Origin of the sequence: Caballeronia sp. LZ032 (genome assembly GCF_031451315.1) — a bacterium.
Taxonomy (GTDB): domain Bacteria; phylum Pseudomonadota; class Gammaproteobacteria; order Burkholderiales; family Burkholderiaceae; genus Caballeronia.
In genome coordinates this window covers 3,037,698-3,056,068 of record NZ_JARUXP010000001.1, presented here as the reverse complement: position 1 = coordinate 3,056,068, position 18,371 = coordinate 3,037,698, and the positions used below count along the sequence as shown (strand labels likewise).

At 67.4% G+C, this 18,371-nt stretch carries 16 protein-coding genes; 3 read left to right on the top strand and 13 right to left on the bottom strand.

Features of this window, described 5'->3' with window-relative positions; translation table 11 throughout:
* Positions 1-3 precede the first annotated feature (3 nt).
* The 12 genes from QCE69_RS14345 to pxpB all read right to left on the bottom strand — a co-directional run bounded on the left by QCE69_RS14345 (position 4) and on the right by pxpB (position 13,926).
* Entirely contained in the window at positions 4-1,263 is a 1,260-nt protein-coding gene (locus QCE69_RS14345) for a polysaccharide biosynthesis protein (RefSeq protein ID WP_309931279.1), read from the bottom strand.
* A gap of 12 nt (positions 1,264-1,275) precedes the next feature.
* Entirely contained in the window at positions 1,276-2,493 is a 1,218-nt protein-coding gene (locus QCE69_RS14340) for a polysaccharide pyruvyl transferase family protein (RefSeq protein WP_309931277.1), read from the bottom strand.
* A 3-nt stretch (positions 2,494-2,496) separates the two neighbouring features.
* Positions 2,497-3,711 (bottom strand): glycosyltransferase family 4 protein, encoded by a 1,215-nt coding sequence (locus tag QCE69_RS14335; RefSeq protein WP_309931275.1) that lies wholly within the window; start codon positions 3,709-3,711, stop codon positions 2,497-2,499.
* Positions 3,708-5,978 carry a polysaccharide biosynthesis tyrosine autokinase gene (locus tag QCE69_RS14330; RefSeq protein ID WP_309931273.1) on the bottom strand — a complete coding sequence of 757 codons (2,271 nt, stop codon included), beginning with the start codon at positions 5,976-5,978 and terminating at the stop codon, positions 3,708-3,710. Before QCE69_RS14330 ends, QCE69_RS14335 begins: the two co-directional genes overlap by 4 nt.
* Positions 5,979-6,056: 78 nt before the next feature.
* A complete protein-coding gene (locus QCE69_RS14325; protein WP_309931272.1) occupies positions 6,057-6,506 on the bottom strand; it encodes a low molecular weight protein-tyrosine-phosphatase in 450 nt (149 codons plus the stop codon).
* Positions 6,503-7,645, bottom strand: coding sequence for a polysaccharide biosynthesis/export family protein (locus QCE69_RS14320; RefSeq protein ID WP_309919051.1), 1,143 nt, complete (start codon positions 7,643-7,645; stop codon positions 6,503-6,505). Before QCE69_RS14320 ends, QCE69_RS14325 begins: the two co-directional genes overlap by 4 nt.
* Positions 7,646-7,661: 16 nt before the next feature.
* The gene (locus tag QCE69_RS14315; RefSeq protein WP_309931271.1) at positions 7,662-9,047 is read right to left on the bottom strand and encodes an undecaprenyl-phosphate glucose phosphotransferase; all 1,386 of its coding nucleotides are present in this window, start codon (positions 9,045-9,047) and stop codon (positions 7,662-7,664) included.
* A gap of 545 nt (positions 9,048-9,592) precedes the next feature.
* On the bottom strand, positions 9,593-10,549 hold the full coding sequence (locus QCE69_RS14310; RefSeq protein ID WP_309919047.1) for a DUF979 domain-containing protein: 957 nt from the start codon (positions 10,547-10,549) through the stop codon (positions 9,593-9,595).
* Positions 10,546-11,277, bottom strand: coding sequence for a DUF969 domain-containing protein (locus QCE69_RS14305; protein ID WP_309919044.1), 732 nt, complete (start codon positions 11,275-11,277; stop codon positions 10,546-10,548). The genes QCE69_RS14310 and QCE69_RS14305 overlap by 4 nt, the downstream gene beginning before the upstream one ends.
* 149 nt (positions 11,278-11,426) lie before the next feature.
* Positions 11,427-12,173, bottom strand: coding sequence for a 5-oxoprolinase subunit PxpA (gene pxpA, locus QCE69_RS14300; RefSeq protein ID WP_309810614.1), 747 nt, complete (start codon positions 12,171-12,173; stop codon positions 11,427-11,429).
* Positions 12,174-12,235: 62 nt separating this feature from the next.
* Entirely contained in the window at positions 12,236-13,276 is a 1,041-nt protein-coding gene (locus QCE69_RS14295) for a biotin-dependent carboxyltransferase family protein (protein WP_309810612.1), read from the bottom strand.
* Positions 13,273-13,926, bottom strand: a complete 654-nt coding sequence (gene pxpB, locus QCE69_RS14290) for a 5-oxoprolinase subunit PxpB (RefSeq protein ID WP_309931269.1) — start codon at positions 13,924-13,926, stop codon at positions 13,273-13,275. The genes QCE69_RS14295 and pxpB overlap by 4 nt, the downstream gene beginning before the upstream one ends.
* Before the next feature lie 186 nt (positions 13,927-14,112).
* Between pxpB and QCE69_RS14285 the strand changes: the two genes are divergently transcribed.
* The gene (locus tag QCE69_RS14285) at positions 14,113-14,625 is read left to right on the top strand and encodes a winged helix DNA-binding protein (protein WP_309810607.1); all 513 of its coding nucleotides are present in this window, start codon (positions 14,113-14,115) and stop codon (positions 14,623-14,625) included.
* A gap of 18 nt (positions 14,626-14,643) precedes the next feature.
* Here QCE69_RS14285 and QCE69_RS14280 read toward each other — a convergent pair whose 3' ends face one another.
* Positions 14,644-15,288 carry a 5-formyltetrahydrofolate cyclo-ligase gene (locus tag QCE69_RS14280; protein ID WP_309919037.1) on the bottom strand — a complete coding sequence of 215 codons (645 nt, stop codon included), beginning with the start codon at positions 15,286-15,288 and terminating at the stop codon, positions 14,644-14,646.
* Positions 15,289-15,307: 19 nt separating this feature from the next.
* Between QCE69_RS14280 and QCE69_RS14275 the strand changes: the two genes are divergently transcribed.
* On the top strand, positions 15,308-17,275 hold the full coding sequence (locus tag QCE69_RS14275; RefSeq protein WP_309931267.1) for a transglycosylase SLT domain-containing protein: 1,968 nt from the start codon (positions 15,308-15,310) through the stop codon (positions 17,273-17,275).
* 128 nt (positions 17,276-17,403) lie between these two features.
* Entirely contained in the window at positions 17,404-18,360 is a 957-nt protein-coding gene (locus QCE69_RS14270; RefSeq protein ID WP_309931266.1) for a complex I NDUFA9 subunit family protein, read from the top strand.
* Positions 18,361-18,371 lie beyond the last annotated feature (11 nt).

Here is an 18,371-nt window from a genome sequence, read left to right as displayed (position 1 = left end):
CGCTCAAGCATCGGCGCGCGCTCCCGCCGGTTGGCCGCGCTGGGCCCATCCGAGCGCGATCAGCGCCGTGGTGCTGGCGAGCAGATGAGCCAGCGCGATCCGGACGGTACCCGGACCCGCGCCGTCACCGGCAATGAGCCAGAAAGAAAGGGGCAGCGAAGCGAGCGCCGCACAGCACAGGGCAACGACGATCCGACGCCCCCTGCTACGCGCGATGCAGGCGGCCCAGAGCACATCGCCCGTGGAGCGCAGCAGGAACGAAACCAGCAGAACGGCGAGGGTCAGGCAGGCAAACCCCGTGGCGCGCTCCTTCGCCATCCAGAAGATGAGTGGAGCGGCACAGCCGATGCCCAGCGCCACCGCCACGCTCACGGCGGCGTTACTGCGCAGGGATGCACGCAGCGTGGCGCGCCAGGTCTCTTGCAAGCCACCCGCCGCCCGCGCCAGACGCGGCCCCGCGATCACCCCGACGCTCGCGAACGCGATCGTCTGTACCGCATTCGCGACCGACCACAGGAAGACGTAGCGCCCGACTTCCCCGGCCGGGAGCAAGGCCGACGCGATAAGGCGTTCCGCGTACTGCAAACCGGCGAGCAGCACGCCGCCGACATGGAACGGCACGCCTGCGCGCCAGACCGGGCGCAGCGCCGCTGCCGGACGCGCCGCGCCATGCTGCATGCGGCCGTCCGATGCCAGCCGTGAAAGCAGCGCCCAGCCCCACAGGATGACCGCGAGATTCGTCACCGTCCACAGCACGAAGACGGCCCGCACGTCGTCAAGCGCGCCCGTCAGCAGACCGGCTATGGCGAAGACGGACCAGCCGCCGGTACGCACGAACAACATCGAGGAGCCGGCGCGCGCGCGGTGCACCGAAAACACATAGGCGTTGACCTCCATCGCATAGTGTTCGCTGGCCGCGACCAACAGCAGCAGACCCAGCGTTCGCGGGTCGGATGCGGCGCCCGGGAGCCAGCCGCACAGCGAAGCCGTCATGGCGCCGCACAGGGCGCTCGCATGGAGCATCCCATAGACGCGCCGCAGCGCACGCGCCGTGGCGATCGCGGCACGCGGATCCGCTTCGCTCAAGCGCCGGTTCAGTTCGGCGCCGAAACCAAGTCCGCACAATTTCGACGCGATGACCGAAGCGGCGACGGCCAAGCCGTAGTCGGCGACCGCGCCCAGGCCCAAGGTGCGTGCGAGGACGATCGTCAGTCCGAACTTGGCCGCAAGGGACAGCGCACGCGACAGGAGGCGCCAGACCATCGTCGCGGTTCCTCAGGCTTCGACCGGACGCTGCGCGTCGCGGCGCGGATGGCCGAGCATCGTCTTCGTGCCCGCGGCGTGGCGCAGTATCTCGATGAGCGCGGCCCGCTGCCCGGCGATACGCGTCAGCGCGCGCTCCGTCGCGTCCCAGAACGCCGGCAGCGCGTGCGGCGCGAACAGGCGCTGCACGACCGACGAGGCGTCGAAATCCGCGGCATTCGCCACCCAGCGCGGGATGGCGAGGTCGCCGTACGCGCCGAAGCCCTTGCGCTCGTAGCTGAGATGGAACGCGGGCACGCCATGCAACAGGGACTCGAGTGCGCCGTGCAGGCGCACCGACACGACCACATCCGGCGTGTCGTGCTCCAGCAGATGGCGCAGACCCGGCAGCGTCTCGCCGATGCCCAGCCGCCGGTAGTAGGCGGCGTCGTCGTTGCCGCGCCCCGTGCTCTGCACCGCGAAACTGAGCCGGCACTCGTTGCGCAGCAAGGCAATCAGTTCGCGCGTCGACTGCGCGTAGCGTTCGCGTTGCGGGCGGCTCCAGCTCGGCGCGTCGCGCAGCACCAGGGCGACGTGCCGCACGCCGTGCGGACGTGCTGCGGCCTGCGCCAGCACGGCGTCGCGCGACCGGGCGAATTCGAGCACGGCCAGATCCGGCATGCGCATGACGTTCGCGTTGCCGGCAAGAAAGGCCTCGGAGCGGTCGTCGCGCACGCACACCGTAGCGCACCCCGCCAGTGCTTCGCGCAGCCGGCCGGCGGCCCGATCCGACAGGGCGGACGAACAGCTCATCGCCGGCCCGATGCTTTGCGGCAGATACACCGTTGGCTTGCGCGCGGCGCGTGCGGCGTCCGCCTGCACGAGATGCCCGAGCGCCAGCTTGGCCGCCTCGACGCCATTGCGCGCACGCAAGTAGCCGCCGCCGACCCCGACGATCAGATCGCACTGCGACAGACGCTCGCGCAATCGCGCCGCCGCGGGCGTGACGACGCGGCAGGCGGTGCCCGCCGCGGCGGCGACCCGCGCAAGACCGCTCGACGCGATGACCGGCGCGGGCAGCACGTCGTCGTATTCCGGGAACGACGACGGGTCGGCGGCAACGACAGCCAGTCGAATGCGTGCGCCGAAGGCCTCGCGCAACAGGGCGGCGGACAGATCGACCAGCAACCCGTCACCGGAATTGCGACGGCTATAGGCGTGCAACAGCACGATGTTTTCGATCGTTTTCATGGTTCAGGCGTGGATGCAATGCCGATAGACGGCGAGGGTTTCGTACACCATCCGCTCGGAGGTGAAATGGGCGGCAGCGCTCGCGCAGTTGGATCTGAGCCGCGCGAGCCGTTGCGCATCGGTCGCGAGCGCGATCACCGCTTCGGCGAAGGGCGTCGGGTCGTCGTGATTCGGCACGACGACGCCGGTGTCGCGTGCGGCGACCAGCGCGTCCGCGCCCGCGACGCGCGTGGACACGATCGGCACGCCGGCGGCGACCGATTCGACATAGACGTAGGGGAAGCCCTCGTAGCGACTCGGCAGCGCGCAGAGATCGAATGCGCCGAAGTAGCGCCGGGCGTTGGGCACGGCGCCGACGACGTGCAGATTGGCCGGCAGCGCGTCGAGCGCCACGCCGGCCGCGGCGCAGAAGTCGCCGCTGCCGATGCAGACGAACTGCACGCGCCGGCCGAGCCGCTCCTCGACCTGACGTGCGATCGACACGAAGCGATCGATACCCTTCTGGAACGCGAAGCGCCCCACCAGGCCGACGACGAAGGCGTCATCGCGCAGGCCCAGGCGGCGCCGCGCCGCTTCACGGCTCACGCGCTCGAACTCGGGCACGCCGTTATGAATGGTCGCGATACGCGGGCGGCCGATGTGCAGGTCCTCGTGCAGGTGACGCGCTTCGTCATCCGAAACAGCGATGATGCGATCGGTCAGCCTGCGCCCGAAACCGCCCTCGACAGCGCCGATCGCCCGCCGCGCGACGGCGCCGAGCGTGGGATTCAGCGTGAAGACCGCGTGCGGCGTGTAGACGTGACGCCAGGGCCCGCGGCATGCGCGCGCGAGCACGCCGGCCTTGGAGCTGTGCGAGTGCACGAGGTCCGGTCGCAGCGCGGCGAGCGTCCTGTAGAGCCGCGCGAAGGACACGAGATCGCGTGCGCCGATGGCGCGCTGCATGGGCAGGCGCGTGACCGTCGAGCATGAGGCAAGGCAGTCGGCGGTCAGCCAGTGAGAATCGAAGCGATCCCCATCGGGGCGCGCGATCAGATGCACCTCGACGCCGCGCTTCGCGAGACCGGGAAGCAGATCGGCGAGATGGGTGGCGATGCCGCCGGCCGCGGCTTCCACCACGATGGCGACGCGCAGGCGGCGCTGTGCTGCGACGTCGGCCGCGCGCGCCTGCCGCCCGCGGGCAGGCGTCATGCTGCCCTTGATGGAAACGGGCGGCTTCATGTGCGTTTCATCCGGCTGCGCAGCAACGAAAGGGCGGTTCGCCATTGCGCCCTGGGGGGCTCGCCGTAGCCATAACTGCGGTAGCCCGTTCTGCCCAGCGACGCGCGGACGGAGCGCATCGACAGCCCGTTGAGGATCAGGCCTGCGGGCTTCGTGCCGCCATGTCCGAGGCGCTTGACCGTCTCGTTCAGTTCGCCGAGCCGGGTCTCGCCGGCTCTCGCCACCAGCAACACCGCGCTGGCCTGCGACGTGAACGACGCCGCGTCCTCCACCGCGAGAACCGGCGGCGTGTCGACGAGTACGAAGTCGTACGCGCCGCGCAGGGCGTCGATCAGCTCGCCGGCCCGCGCGGACAGCAGCAATTCGGCGGGGCGGTCGGACGGTGAGCCCGCCGCGACGAAATCCAGACGAGGCGCTTCGATCCGGTGAATGACACGCTCAGGGCTCACGCTTCCCGCAATCAGGTCCGACCAGCCGGGGCCACGCGTCACGCCCAGACAGACATTGAGGGAGGGTCTGCGCAGATCGCCATCGATGAGCAGCACACGCAGGCCCGTCGCGGCCAGCACCGCGGCGAGATTGAGCGCGATGAACGACTTGCCGGCATTCGGTGCCGCGCCCGTGATTACGACCACCTTGCCCGGCGTATCCGGCCCGGTCATGCGCAACGCGGTGCGCAGGCTGCGCAGGCTTTCGATGGCTCGATCGTGCGGCGCCTCGACGGCGAGCAGCGCGGCACGCGTGGCTTCCGGGCCCGCGAGCGCAGTTCGAAGCAAACGCTGCGCGGCTGAAAAGGGCACCGTCGCCAGCACCGGCAAGCCCGTGCCGCGCTCGATTTCATCGGCCGAGTGGACCGCGCCGGCCAGGAACTCCCGCACGAATGCATAGGCAAGGCCGGCGAGCAGGCCGCCCAGCAGCGAAGCGGCCGCCACGAGCGGCCGTTTCGGCCACGCGGGATCTTGCGCGACGATCGGCGCGTCGATCATCCGGACGCTGCCGACCCTGCCGGCCTTGACGAGTTGCAACTGCTGCGCGTTGGCGAGCGTCGAGGTATAGAGGTCGGTGCTGACCTTCACGTCCAGCGTGAGCCGGGCGGCCGTCTGTTCGATATCGGGCAGGCGGGCCAGCGCGGAGTCGAAGGCGGCGATCTGCGCACGCAGCAGCGCGATCTGCCGGTCCGCCGCCACCACGCCCGGGTGCTGCGGCGTGTAGCGGGTCGCGAGTTCCGCGCGCTTCTGCTGCAGGACGATCAACTGGGCACGCGCTTCCGCCTGCTGCTGCATTCCGGTCGCGATCTGCGTCGGCACATCGATGACGCCGCGCTCGTCGCGCATGCGGGTGTAGCGCGCCTGCGCGTCATCAAGCTGCCGTTTCAGCTCAGGCAGTTGCGCCATCAGGAAGCCGAGCGATTGAGCCGCATCGGCATATTTGCGCTCCACGTTCTGACGGACGTACTGCTCGCCAATCTCGCGCAGCGTGCGGCTGGTGCGCTCTGCGTCGCGTCCCAGCAAGGTCGCGACGATCACGCCCGACTGCCTGACCTTTTCCTGGACGTCGAGGCGTTGCTGGAGCTTGACGACGGTGTCGTCGAAGCCGTGCCGGATCACGGAAAAGGCGGTGCCCGGACGCGCGTCGAGGCTCGCCACGGTGATGATCAGCGGCCCGGACGGCGTGTTCACGCGGCTCTCGGCGCCGACGCGCCCGTGCAGCGGGACGTCGAGCAAGGCGCCGGCGAGCGTGTATCGGCCTCCGGCCTCCACCTTCAGCGTGAAGGGCTCGTCCTGCCATGGCGCCGGCACGTCGAGGCGGCTCACGTCGGCGCGCTCGCGGCCCCATGCGTAGCCGCCAAAGCCGAACACGCCGGGAGCGAGCGGACCCTCCTGAAAGCGCGAAACGAAATCGCCGATCAACGGGAAACGCACCGGCGCCGCCTCGATGTGCAGATGCTGCCTCTCGACGGCGCGCGAGACCACGAGGCGCGACGTGATGATCTGAGCCTCCGCCGCGGCGGAGGACTTGACGTCGAAAAACGTCGACATCTGGCTGGGAAGATTGCCGGCCAAGCCCGCGGCGGCGCCGTCCTCGACCTGGATCAGGATGTCCGCCTGATACTTCGGCGGCCACAGAAAACTCCAGCCGATGCCGGCCAGCCCGACCACGGACACGATCAGGACGATGCGCCGCGCGTTCGTGAGAAGCGTGTCGAGGAGCGTAATGACATCGAGTTCGGCGCTGGCGGCCAGGCCGTGTCGATCGGGGTAGGACATGAATGGATCTATCTGGAAAGTGGAGCGCGGCGCACCGGGGCAGCGGCCGGTCGGACGGTGCGATTGCGCTGGTCGGGTTCAGGGCGTGGCATGCGAGGCAGGGCGCAGACGGCCGAGCCATTCGCGCAGGCCGGATTCGATGTGCGCGAGCGCAGCTTCAAAGGCCGCGCGGCCCTGCCGGTATGGATCGCCGACATCGCGCTGGGCGGCGTGCATCAGCCGGTAGACACGGCCGCGCGCGAAGGGGTGGCGCGCGAGCAGCGTCTCGCGCTGGCCGAGCGCCATGACGAGGATGAGATCGTGACGACGCAGCAATACGGAACTCGCCGGGCGCGCCACGTGACCCGACAGGTCGATGCCGCGCGCCCGCATCAGTTCGACAGCCTGCGGGTCCGCCGGCTGGCCGGTCAGCGCATGCGTGCCGGCGGATCCCACCTCGATCCCCGGCATCGCCTGAGCGAGCAGCGCCGCCGCCAACGGGCTACGGCAGATGTTTCCCTCACAGACCATCAGCACGGAGCGGATCATTTCGCGATCACTCCCGCCGTGAGTCCCGAGCTGATCAGCGGCATCAGCAAGGTCAGCACGCGGTTGAACCGCACGAGGCCGTTGCCGTCGACATAGACGACGTCGTTCGGCTGCAGCTCGAAGTCCTTCGCGACGAGCATCGACACCGGCGAACGGCTGTCGAGATGGAAGACTTGCGGCGTGCCATCGAGTGAACGGATCACGAACATCTGCGCCGTGTCGGCCGTGTTCGCATTGATGCTGCCCGCCTGAGCGAGCGCGTCCGCGAGCGACAGGCGGCCGTCGCGGCGCGGCCGCGCGGAACCCGGCTTGTTGACTTCGCCCAGCACATAGACCGCGTTTTCATCGCGCGATGCGACCCGCAACATGTCGCCGGCCCTCAGGTAGAGCCGTGACGGGCTGAGATCCTGCGCAAGCAGCTGCGGCACGTCGATGCGCTGCGAGACGCCCTCGCGCACCAGGACTACATCGCTTTGATCCGCGTTCTCGCTGAAGCCGCCCGCGCGGGCGACGGCGTCGTAGAAACTGAGCGGCACGTCGGTCAACGACAGGGCGCCCGGGCTGCGCACTTCACCGTCGACATAGACCTGGCGCGAGCGGTACGACGCCATGCGTACGGTGACCTGCGGCTTGATCAGATAGGCCGCGAGCGCGGCGCGCAGGCGCTGCTGGATCTGCTCCGTGCGCAGGCCCGCGACCTTGAGCGTGCCCGCGTACGGAAACTGGAGCGTGCCGTCCTGGTCCACGACGAAGCCTGCCGCCGGATCGCTCGCCTTCGCCGATCCCTGGCCCTGCGCCGGTCCGAGCGCCGCGGCGAACTCCGGGTGGTCCCAGACGACGATCTGCAGCACGTCGCCTGCGCCGACCGTATAGGTCTCCGGCGCAGCGAACAGACGCTTTGCCTGCTGGTCCTGCCGTCCCTTGCGCTCGGCGGCGAAGCGCTGGACGAGACTCAGGTCGAGTTCCGTGACCGGCAGCGCGGGCGCGGCTGCCGAAGGCTCCGTGTAGCGGCTGTCCTCCTGACCCGCCGCCACGTTCGGGCCGACCGGCATGTGAAAGCCCGGCGCCGACGCGCAGGCGCCCAGCAGCCCCGTCAGCGCGAGCGCGGCGACGATGTGGGACGGTATCGAGTGCTTCATGTCGGGTTCCTGCGCTTCAGTACGCGTTGCGATGCACGAGGCCGCGCACGACGGTCGCCGCGACGATGCGCAAGTCGAACGCGAACGACCAGTTGCTGAGATAGAAGAGATCGTGTTCGACGCGCTGACGCATCATCTCCACGGAGCTCGTCTCGCCGCGCAGGCCGTTGACCTGGGCCCAGCCGGTGATGCCGGGCTTGATGCGATAGCGGTGGATGTAGTCGTCGACGATGTTCTGATACAGCGCGTCGTGCTCGATCGCATGCGGCCGGGGGCCGACCACGGACATGTCGCCGCGCAGCACATTGAAGAACTGCGGCAACTCGTCGAGGCTGGTGCGGCGCAGGAAGGCGCCGACGCCCGTGATGCGCCGATCGTTCCGGGTGGCTTGCACCACCACGCCGTCATCGCGCTGATGCGCGCGCATCGTGCGGAACTTGTAGATCTGGAAGGGTTGGCCGTTCGCACCGTGACGCCGCTGCTGGAACAGCACCGGGCCGCGCGACGACACCTTGATGGCCAGCGCGATCGCAATCAGCAGCGGCGCGCACGCCACGATCGCGCAGGTGGCGAAGACCAGGTCGAACAGCGTCTTGGCGGCGACCGCATCGCCGGTGAGGGGCGCCGCGACAAGGTTGATGGCGAGCGTGGTATCGAGATCGGCGCTCTCGCTGCGAAAGCGCGCGACGCCGCGGACGTCCGGAATGAACCGGATGTTGACGAAATCGTTGCGGAATGTCTCGAGAAAGCGCTGCAGCGTCGCTTCGTCGGTGAGCGGCAGCACGAGCCACACTTCGTTGATGCGATGCGCGCGCACGTGCGCGGCGAATGTCTCGATGTCGCGCAAGCGCAGCGCGCCCGGGTAACACGCATCCGATTCAGGATCCAGGTCGAATACGGCGCCGATCCCGTAACCCGCGTCGGGCATCGCCATCACGCGCCGCACGAATGCCGCGCAGCGCTCGCCGCGACCGACCACCGCCACTGAAAAGCGTCGCGCGCCCGCCATGCGTTCGCCAAGTCGGCAGAGGATCACGCCACCCGCCGTCAGGCCGCTCAGGCAGACGAACCAGTCCATCGAAGGCGCGTAGCCGCGATGCATCCGGTTGACCACCCCGACCGCGAGCGCTTCGCACACGATCCAGCCCAGCGCCGGCAGCAGGACGTGCCGCGCCAATGCCCGCCGGGCCGGACGCTTGAGACGGAGACCGGACGACAGACTCAACGCGAATACGATCGCGAAGGCCGTGACGGCGCTGTCGTAACCCGCGTTGGCCGCGTGACCGAAGCGGCTTTCGGCGACCAGCGAGCAGACCATGACGAGCAGCGTCTCGAGCAAACGAAACAGCAAATCGGGGGCCGCCGGGAAATTCAGAAAATGGCTGTAAGTCGGCAAACGCATGACAGGATCGATGACGAAAGATCAGTTCCCCGAAAGTCGCGATGTGCGAAAGGCGGAAAAAGCCACGCCTCGGTTCATTCAGGAAACACGCGATCGGCATCGCACGCAGTACGCCAACGAGTTACTTGCGGAGCAACTCTGCATCCTCACTTGTCGAGCGAGCGCCGAACCAAACGTGCGCAGTCTCCTTGATCGACGCGGGATGCAACCATAGGCGCGCTCTGAATCTGGGCAGTGTCCGATTCCTGCAAATGACAGTCGTCAGAGGGTTCTGACTCCCGCGCCCAATATCGCGATCACACGCGCGCATTCGAATGCCTGAGCGCAATGCTCACGGGTTGCAATGCTGATGACGAGCATCAAAAAATCCGGACGGACCTGCGTCGAAGTTCTGATGCCGCGAGGGAAGGGGACGAGACGAACCGCCGCGGCTATCGACGCCGGCGCGCGGTTGACAAGCGGAAACAAGCGGAAGAAAGGAAGGGGACTGCGAGGAGGGAAGTTTCACGAGAGCACGCGGAAGCCGCGTGCTCTCACGCCGATGCTCAGATGAACATCAGCCAGTTCAGCAGGAAGATGTTGGCGATCAACAGCGTCAGCGCGGTCGGCACCTGCACCTTGATGACCGCGTTCTTGTCGGGCAGTTCGAGCAGCGCTGAAGGCACGATGTTGAAGTTCGCGGCCATCGGCGTCATCAGCGTGCCGCAGTAGCCCGAGAACATGCCGATGGCGGCCATCGTCGCGGGATTGCCGTGGAACACGCCGACCAGGATCGGCACGCCGACGCCGCCCGTCATCACCGGGAACGCCGCGAAGCCGTTGCCCATGACCATCGTGAACAACGCCATGCCGATCACGTACACCGCCACCGCGACGAAGCGGTAGTCCATGTTGACGTAGGCGGTCGTCACGTGCGCGACGGCCTTGCCCACGCCCGCATCCGAGAACACCAGCCCGAGCATGCCGAGCATCTGCGGCAGCACGGCGGCCCACGACAGCGCGTCGATCAGGCGGCGCGTTTCGCGCATCGACTGGCCGACGGTATCGCGCGTCATCACGCAGGCAATCGCCAGCGCGATCACGCAGCCGACGCCGAAGCCGATCAGCGTCACGTTCTTCAGTTCGATCAGCGGCGTGCCGCCGAACACCAGATACTTCGCGCCGAGCGTGAGGACGACGGTCACGACCGGAATGGTCAGCGCCGGAATGAAGAGCTTGTTGCCGAGACGCACGGCGCTCTGGCGACGGGTTTCTTCGGAGAGCATCTTCGGCTTCGCGCCGGTGACGCCGCCGAACCCGGCGATCAGCGCCATCGCGACTACCAGCACGCCGACGACCGGCACCGGAATCCAGTCGCCGATCAGGAAGATCAGCGCGTAGATCAGCCAGAAACCGCCCGCGGTGAGCCGGCGCGGATGCGACTTGTCCGTGAGGATCATGCCCGCGACGACCACGAGCACGATGCCGACGAGATAGAACAGATAGTTGATCGTGAGCGTCATGCCTTCTCTCCGGCGACGTTGCGCGTCAGGGCGCCAAGTTCGCGCGCGAGTCTGCGGTCGAGCAGCCACAGGCGGAAGCCATGGATCAGGAAGGCACAGATCGCCGTGGGAATGCCCCACACGGCGACATGCATCGGTTCGACCACGATGCCCGCCTCCTTCAGGAAGGTGGTCATCAGCACGATCGCGCCGAACGCCACGAAGATGTCCTCGCCGAAGAACAGGCCGACGTTGTCAGTCGCCGCCGAGTAGGCGCGCAGCTTGTGGCGCACCGTATCGGACAGCTTGCCGTAGCGGGCTTCGGTGGCGCCTTCGGCCATCGGCGCGAGCAGCGGGCGCACCATCTGCGGATGACCGCCGAGCCCGGTCAGGCCCACCGCCGCCGTGATCTCGCGCACGAACAGATAGACGATCAGCAGGCGCCCGGCCGTCGCCGCCTTGATGCTGGAAATCCACATCTGCGCGCGTTCGCGCAGGCCGTGACGCTCCAGCAGTCCGATCACCGCGAGCGGCAACAAGATGATGAGCGGAATGTTGCGGGTCTTGAGAAAGCCGCTGCCGATCGCGGTCAGGATTTTCTCGACCGGGAAGTGCGCCGCCAGCCCGGTGATGATCGCGGCGGCGGCGACGATCAGCATCGGATTGAAGCGCAGGACAAAGCCCACGATGATGACGGCCACGCCAATGAGCGGCCATAGGTTGACTGCGGTGTTGACTGCGGTTGCCATGAGTTCTCCAAACGGATCAAGCGTCACGCCTCGAACCGGGCGCGTGGTTTTATTGCTTGTGGTTTGCTGCTTGCGACTGCGCGGCTCTGCCGGCCGCTTGCTGACGCGCCCCGGTTGCGCGGGATGCGCTTTGACTCAGTGAGAAGGCGTCATTCGGCGTGCGCCGCGCGAACCTCGATGCCCGCATCGGCGAGCGCGCCGCGGATCCGGCGCGCGAACGCCAGCGCGTGCGCGCCGTCGCCGTGCAGGCAGATGGTCTGCGCGTTGAGCGGCACCCATTCGCCCGACACGGCCTGCACGCGCTGTTCGCGGACCATCGCGAGCGTGCGGTCGAGCACGAGGTTTTCATCGTCGAGCAGCGCGCCCGGTTCCTTGCGCGGCACGAGCGAGCCGTCCGCGCGGTAGCCGCGGTCCGCGAACACTTCCTCGATCGCGATGAGTCCGGCGCGCCGCGCGGCCTCCACCAGCCCGCTGTTGGCGAGTCCGAACACGAGCAGCGACGGGTCGAAGTCGCGCACCGCGGAGACGATCGCATCGGCGATGTCCGTGCTTCTCGCCGCCTGGTTGTAGAGCGCGCCGTGCGGCTTCACGTGCGCGATGCGCCCGCCCTCCGCCTGCGCGATCGCCGACAGCGCGCCCAGCTGATACAGCACGCCCGCGTAGATCTCTTCGGGCGGCAGGTCCATTTCCTTGCGGCCGAAGTTCTCCGGGTCGTTGAAGCTCGGATGCGCGCCGATGGCCACGCCTTTCTCGACGGCCCAGCGCACGCAGTCGCGCATCGCGGTGGCGCCGCCGGCGTGCCAGCCGCACGCGATGTTGGCGGAGCTGACGAGGTCGAGCAGCGCTTCGTCGGTGCCGCAGCCTTCGCCGAGATCGGCATTGAGATCGATTTCCATGATGTTTCGTACAAGTCCTTACGTTGAATGTTGCGCGCGACGCGCGGCGTCCGGCGCGGCCCTCATGCGCCTGCGCGCGCGATGCGTTCCTCGTGCATGGCGATGGCCGTTTCCACCTGGCTCACATACTGGCGTTCTTCCGCGAGCGCATGGCGCGCCTCTTCCACCGATGTCTCGATGAAGCGCACGCCGCCGTTCAGCCGCACCTGCGCGAGCTTCCACACGTCCGCGCGGATGACCGCGCCGATCTTCGGATAGCCGCCCGTGGTCTGGGCATCGCCCATCAGGATGATGGGCTGGCCGTTCGGCGGCACCTGGATCGTGCCGGGCAACACCGCGTGCGACAGCAGTTCCACCTTGCGGGTTCGTTCGAGCGCCGTGCCCGCGAGGCGGAAGCCCATGCGGTTGCTGTTTGGCGTGATGGTCCATTCCTCGTTCCAGAAGGCCTGCTGGGCGGCATCGCCGAAGCTGTCGTATTCCGGACCGCGCAGCACGCGCACCGGGACCGCCCACGCCAGGCCCGGCGCGTGACGGCCGCGCCGCACCGGTTCGTCGACCAGCACGAACTTGCACCACGCCGGCGCCTTCACGCCGAACGCAGGCTCTTCCGGTGAGAACGCAATGCCCTTGTGCGGCTGCGGCACGCCGACGGGCAAACGGTCGCCGTCGCGCAGCGCGCGGCCGCCGAGACCGCCGAAGCAGGCGCCGAGATCGGTGGAACGCGAACCGAGCATCGGCAGCACGTCGATGCCGCCCGCGATGCACACATAACAGCGCATGCCGCGCTTGGCCGCGCGCAGCGTCAGTTCCTGGCCCGCGCGCACCGGCAGGCTCCACCAGGAATAGACCGGCTTGTCGTCGAGCGTGGCGCCGAAATCGGTTCCAGCGATGGCAATGCGTGTCGCATGCTTGAAGCGCAGCACGGTCGGCCCGAAGGTGACCTCGATGCCCGCCGCATCCGGCCGGTTGCCGACGATGCGGTTGCCCACTTCGAGCGACAGCGCATCGAGCGCGCCGCCCGAGCTCACGCCCAGATGGCGATAGCCGGGGCGGCCGAGATCCTGTACCGAGCTGAGCACGCCCGCGCGAATCACGTCGATCATGCGCGGACCTCCAGCGCCGTGAAGCGCACGCGGTCGCCGGGCTGCATCAGCGTCGGCGGGTTTCTGGCCGGATCGAACAGCTTGAGTTCGGTGCGGCCAAGCAGTTGCCAGCCGCCCGGCGACACCGCCGGATAAATGCCCGTCTGCGCCCCGCCGATCCCCACCGATCCCGCCGGCACTTCGAGGCGCGGCTCGGCGCGGCGCGGCATGTGCAGCGCGGGGTCGAGCCCGCCCAGGTAGGCGAAGCCCGGCTGGAAGCCCAGGAAGAACACGATGTATTCGGCTTGCGTGTGCCGCTTCACGACTTCATCAACGGACAGGCCCACCTGCCGCGCCAGTTCGACGAGATCCGGGCCGTCCGCGCCGCCGTAGCGCACCGGAATCTCGATCTCAGCCGCCTCGGCTTCAGTGGCCTGGACGGCGTCCCAGCCGCTCTGCAGCTGCGCCGCGAGCGTTTCGTAGTCCACTTCCAATGGGTCGAACACGAGGGTCAGGTTGTTCATGCCCGGCACGACTTCGACGACGTGCGGCATCAGGCGGGCGTGTTCCGCCAGCGCCCAGACGCGGCGTTGGCAGTCGAGCGTGGCGGGCGGCGCGGTGTCGAGCACCAGCGCGGAATCGCCGAGCGGATGAATACTGGGTTGGGTCATGCCTTGAGTTCGCTGTTTCGCGACAAGAAAAAGTGCCGGTCGGGCGCTCATCGCATCGTCGCAGAATGGTACATTGTCAATAAATTATCAAGAAATTATCAATACAGGTTTTCGCCGAGGCGCGCGGTACGCTGGTAAAAACGCCCTGCGCTACACTCCAACGCACACTAATAACGGGCGAATGCCATGCCGCGCCATCCCACCAAGATCGTCTCCTCCGAACATCTCGTGTCCGAAACCAGCGCGGAACTGTCGGAGTTCGAGTACGGGCTCATCATGGCGGGAAACGCGTTCAATCGCTGGATGGTGCGCTGCATGTCGGCAGCGGGAGCCAAGGACATGACCGCAGTGGAGGTGTCGCTGCTGCACCACGTGAGCCATCGCGACCGCAAGAAGAAGCTCGCCGACATCTGCTTCGTGCTGAATATCGAGGACACGCACGTCGCCACGTATGCGCTCAAGAAGCTGGTCGGGCGCGGCTATGTGCAGAGCGAGAAAACCGGCAAGGAAGTGTTCTTCTCCGCGACGCCGGCAGGGCGCGAATTGTGCGGGCGGTATCGCGAGGTGCGCGAGGCTTGCCTGATCGAGACGCTGCGCGAGAGCGGCCTCACCAACGAGCAGATCGGCGAAGCGGCGCAGCTGATGCGCAATGCTTCCGGTCTGTATGACACCGCCGCGCGCGCGGCGGCATCGCTATAAATCAAGGTAGCGCCCGGCTCAGGCTTCCGTGACGATCGCGTCGAGCGGCAGGTCGTGGATTTCGCGCGGCAGCGCGCCGCAGCGGCATGCCTCGAACGCGACGCCCAGCGTGACCGGCCGCCGCGCACCCGGCCACGCGGCCAGCGTGCGGTCGTAATAGCCGCCGCCATATCCCAGCCGATAACCATCCGCGTCGAAACCGACACACGGAATCAGCAGCAGATCCGGCACCCCGACGCGCTCTTCGGCGGGCACCGGAATCCGGTAGCGGCCTTCCTTCATGGGCATATCGGCGCGCCATGCGTGAAAGACCATCGGCGCGCGCGGCTCGACGACGACCGGCAGCGCCGCTTCACGTGACGCGTCTTCGGCGAGCCAGCGCGTGATGACATCGCGCGCGTCGAACTCGCCCGCCACCGGCCAGTAGAAGCCGACGCACTGCGCCGCGTGGCGTTCGAGGGCCTCGCGCAGGCGCGCGGCGAGGGCGGCGTGCAGGGCGGCGTAACCCGGCTGTTCAGCCAGCGCTTCGCGACGTTCGAGCAGGGTCGCGCGCAGCGCACTCTTGGGCTCACTCTTAAGCAATTTCTCCGGCGCGTGTTCCGATGTCGCGCAAACGTTGCGTGATATGCTTTCTTCCGACCTCAGGACTCGCTTCAAGACCATTCGCGCTCCAGAAATAAAGATGTCAAAACGCCTCAACCGAGTATATCCCGCGGTCTGCGCCGCCCTTGCCGCGCTTTCCCTCGTTGCCTGCGGCACGGCCTCCGCTGTCCCTCCCGACGCCGATTTCACCCCCGGTTCCGACGACCGCATCTTCCTGCAGTTGCGCGACGCCGCCCGCGCAAACGACGCCGGCAAAGCCGCTGCGCTCGCCGCGCAGATTCCGTCCTATCCGGCGCCGAGCTATCTCGAATACTTCACGCTCAAGCCGCAATTGTTCGATTCGCAGGGTCACGCGCGCATCGACGCGCCGGATGCGCCCGTGCTGTCGTTCCTGCAGCGCTATGACGGCCAGGCCATTGCAGACCGCATGCGCAACGACTACCTGGTGGTGCTCGGCAGCCGTCACGACTGGAAGAACTTCGAGCAGCAATACGCGCGCTTCGTGCTCAACGACGACACGCAGGTCAAGTGCTACGCGCTGGAGGCGCGCCTGTCGCGCGGTGAAAACGTCGCGGATGCCGCGCGCGCGTTGCTTGTCGATCCGAAATGGTACGGCGACGGCTGTGTCGACCTGATCGGCGCGCTGGCCGAGTCGGGCCAGTTCACGAGCGATGACATCTGGCAGCAGATCCGTCTCGCCTACGAGCAGAACTACACCAACACCGGCGGCAACATCGTCGAGACGCTGGGTCAGGAAAAGCCCAAGGACTCGCTGCTCGACGACGCCGTCAGCAAGCCGCCCATTTATCTCGCGCGTGGCGTGATGCCCAACACCCCGGCGCATCAGCTCACGTTGCTCGCCATCACGCGCATGGCCCGCAACGATCCGGCCATGGCCGCGGCCACGTTCAGTTCCGTCGCGCCGAGCCTGACGCCGACCGAGCGCGCCATCGGCTGGGGCACGATCGGCTATCAGGCGGCGGTCAAGCGCATGCCGTCGGCAGCGGACTGGTACCGGCTCTCGGCCAATGCGCAGTTGTCGAACCCGGCGTATGAGTGGCGTACTCGCAGCGCCTTGCTCGCCGGCGACTGGAACATGGTGCGCTGGTCCATCGAGCAGATGCCGCCCGGCTTGCGCAGCCAGCCGTCGTGGGTTTACTGGCATGCACGCGCCGTCAAGCAGGCCGGCGACACGGCCACGGCGAATCAGGAATTCCAGAGCATCGCGGACCAGTTCAACTTCTATGGCCAGCTCGCGCTGGAAGAACTGGGACAGAAGATCACCGTGCCGCCGCGCACCACCGTGACGGACGAGGAAATCGCGCAGATGCAGTCGGTGCCGGGCTTCGCGCTGGCGCAACGGTTCTATGCGCTGAACATGCGGCTCGAAGGCAATCGCGAATGGAACTGGCCGCTGCGCACGATGACGGACCGCCAGTTGCTCGCCGCCGCGCAGTATGCGAAGCGCATCGAACTGCTCGACCGCACCGTCAACACCGCCGACAAGACCAAGGCCGAGCACGACTTCTCGCTGCGCTTCCTGTCGCCGTACCGGGATATCGTCGAGCGTGACGCGCAGAACACCGGCCTGGACGTCGAGTGGGCGTACGGGCTGATCCGCCAGGAATCGCGCTTCATCATCAACGCGCGTTCGGAAGTGGGCGCGGGCGGCCTGATGCAGCTGATGCCGGGCACGGCGCAGCTCGTCGCGAAGAAGATCGGCATGGGTCCGGTCTCGCGCGCGCAGATGAACGAGATCAACACCAACATCCTGCTCGGCACGAATTACCTGTCGATGATCTACAATCAATTCGACAACTCGCCTGTGCTCGCCACCGCCGGCTACAACGCCGGGCCGGGCAGGCCGCGGCAGTGGCGGCAGGACTTGCGGGCGCCCGTGGAGGGCGCGGTTTTTGCTGAAACCATCCCGTTCACCGAGACTCGCGATTACGTGAAGAACGTGCTGTCGAACACCGTCTACTATGCCGCGCTGTTCGAAGGCCGTCCGCAGTCCTTGAAGGCGCGTCTGGGCTACATCGCTCCCTGACGGCGTCCCCAAGCGAAACTCACGCCCGCGTGTCCTGGAAAGGATTCGCGGGCGTTGTCTTTCCTGCTTCAGATTTTCAAGGCGGTTTTCAAGACACGTCCGTCCAGCCACGACCCAAGAGGCGAGCCATGCGACACCAACACATAGCGTTGATCGGCGGATCGGGATTCATCGGCAGCCATCTCGTCAATGCACTCGTCGATCTCGGCAAGAACGTGCGCGTGGCCACGCGCCGTCGCGCCAGTGCCGCACATCGGACGCTGCTGCCCATCGACGGGCTCGCAACCGAGGGACACGAGCCCCTGCCGCAGGCCGCCTTAATCGAACAGTGCGATGCGGTGATCAATCTCGTCGGCGTGCTGCAGGGCCGGCGCGGCGATCCGTATGGGCCGGAGTTCGCGAAGGCGCATGTCGAGTTGCCGCGCAAGATCGCGGCGGCGTGCGCGGCGAAGGGCGTGAGGCGGCTGCTGCACATGAGCGCGCTCGGCGCCGATGTCGACGGCCCGAGCATGTATCTGCGCTCGAAGGGCGAGGGCGAAAAGATCGTGCGCGAGTCCGGACTCGACTGGACCGTGTTCCGCAGTTCGGTCGTATTCGGCCCTGAAGACAATCTGCTCAATCAGTTCGCGTTCCTCGAACGCATGTTTCCGGTGATTCCGCTCGCATGCGCCGACGCGCAGTTCCAGCCGGTCTTCGTCGGCGACGTGGCGAAGGCCATGGTCAACGTGCTCGATCTCGACGCCGCCGGCCATCAGGTCTATGAACTCGCGGGTCCCGGCGTCTATACGCTGGCGGAACTGGTGCGCTTCGCGGGCGCGACCATCGGCAAGCATGCGCGCATCATCAAGCTGCCGGAGAGCCTTGGCCGTCTGCAGGCGATGACCATGGAAATGGCGCCCGGCGAGCCGCTCATTTCGCGCGACAATCTCGACTCGATGAAAACGCCGAACATCGCGAGCGGGCCGCTTGCGCCTGAACTCGGCATCGACGAACCGGCGAGCATCGAGGCCATCGCGCCGCTGTACCTGACCGGCAATGCATCGCGCTCGCGCTTCGACGCCTTCCGCGCCACCGCGCACCGCTGAACTCCTACTCT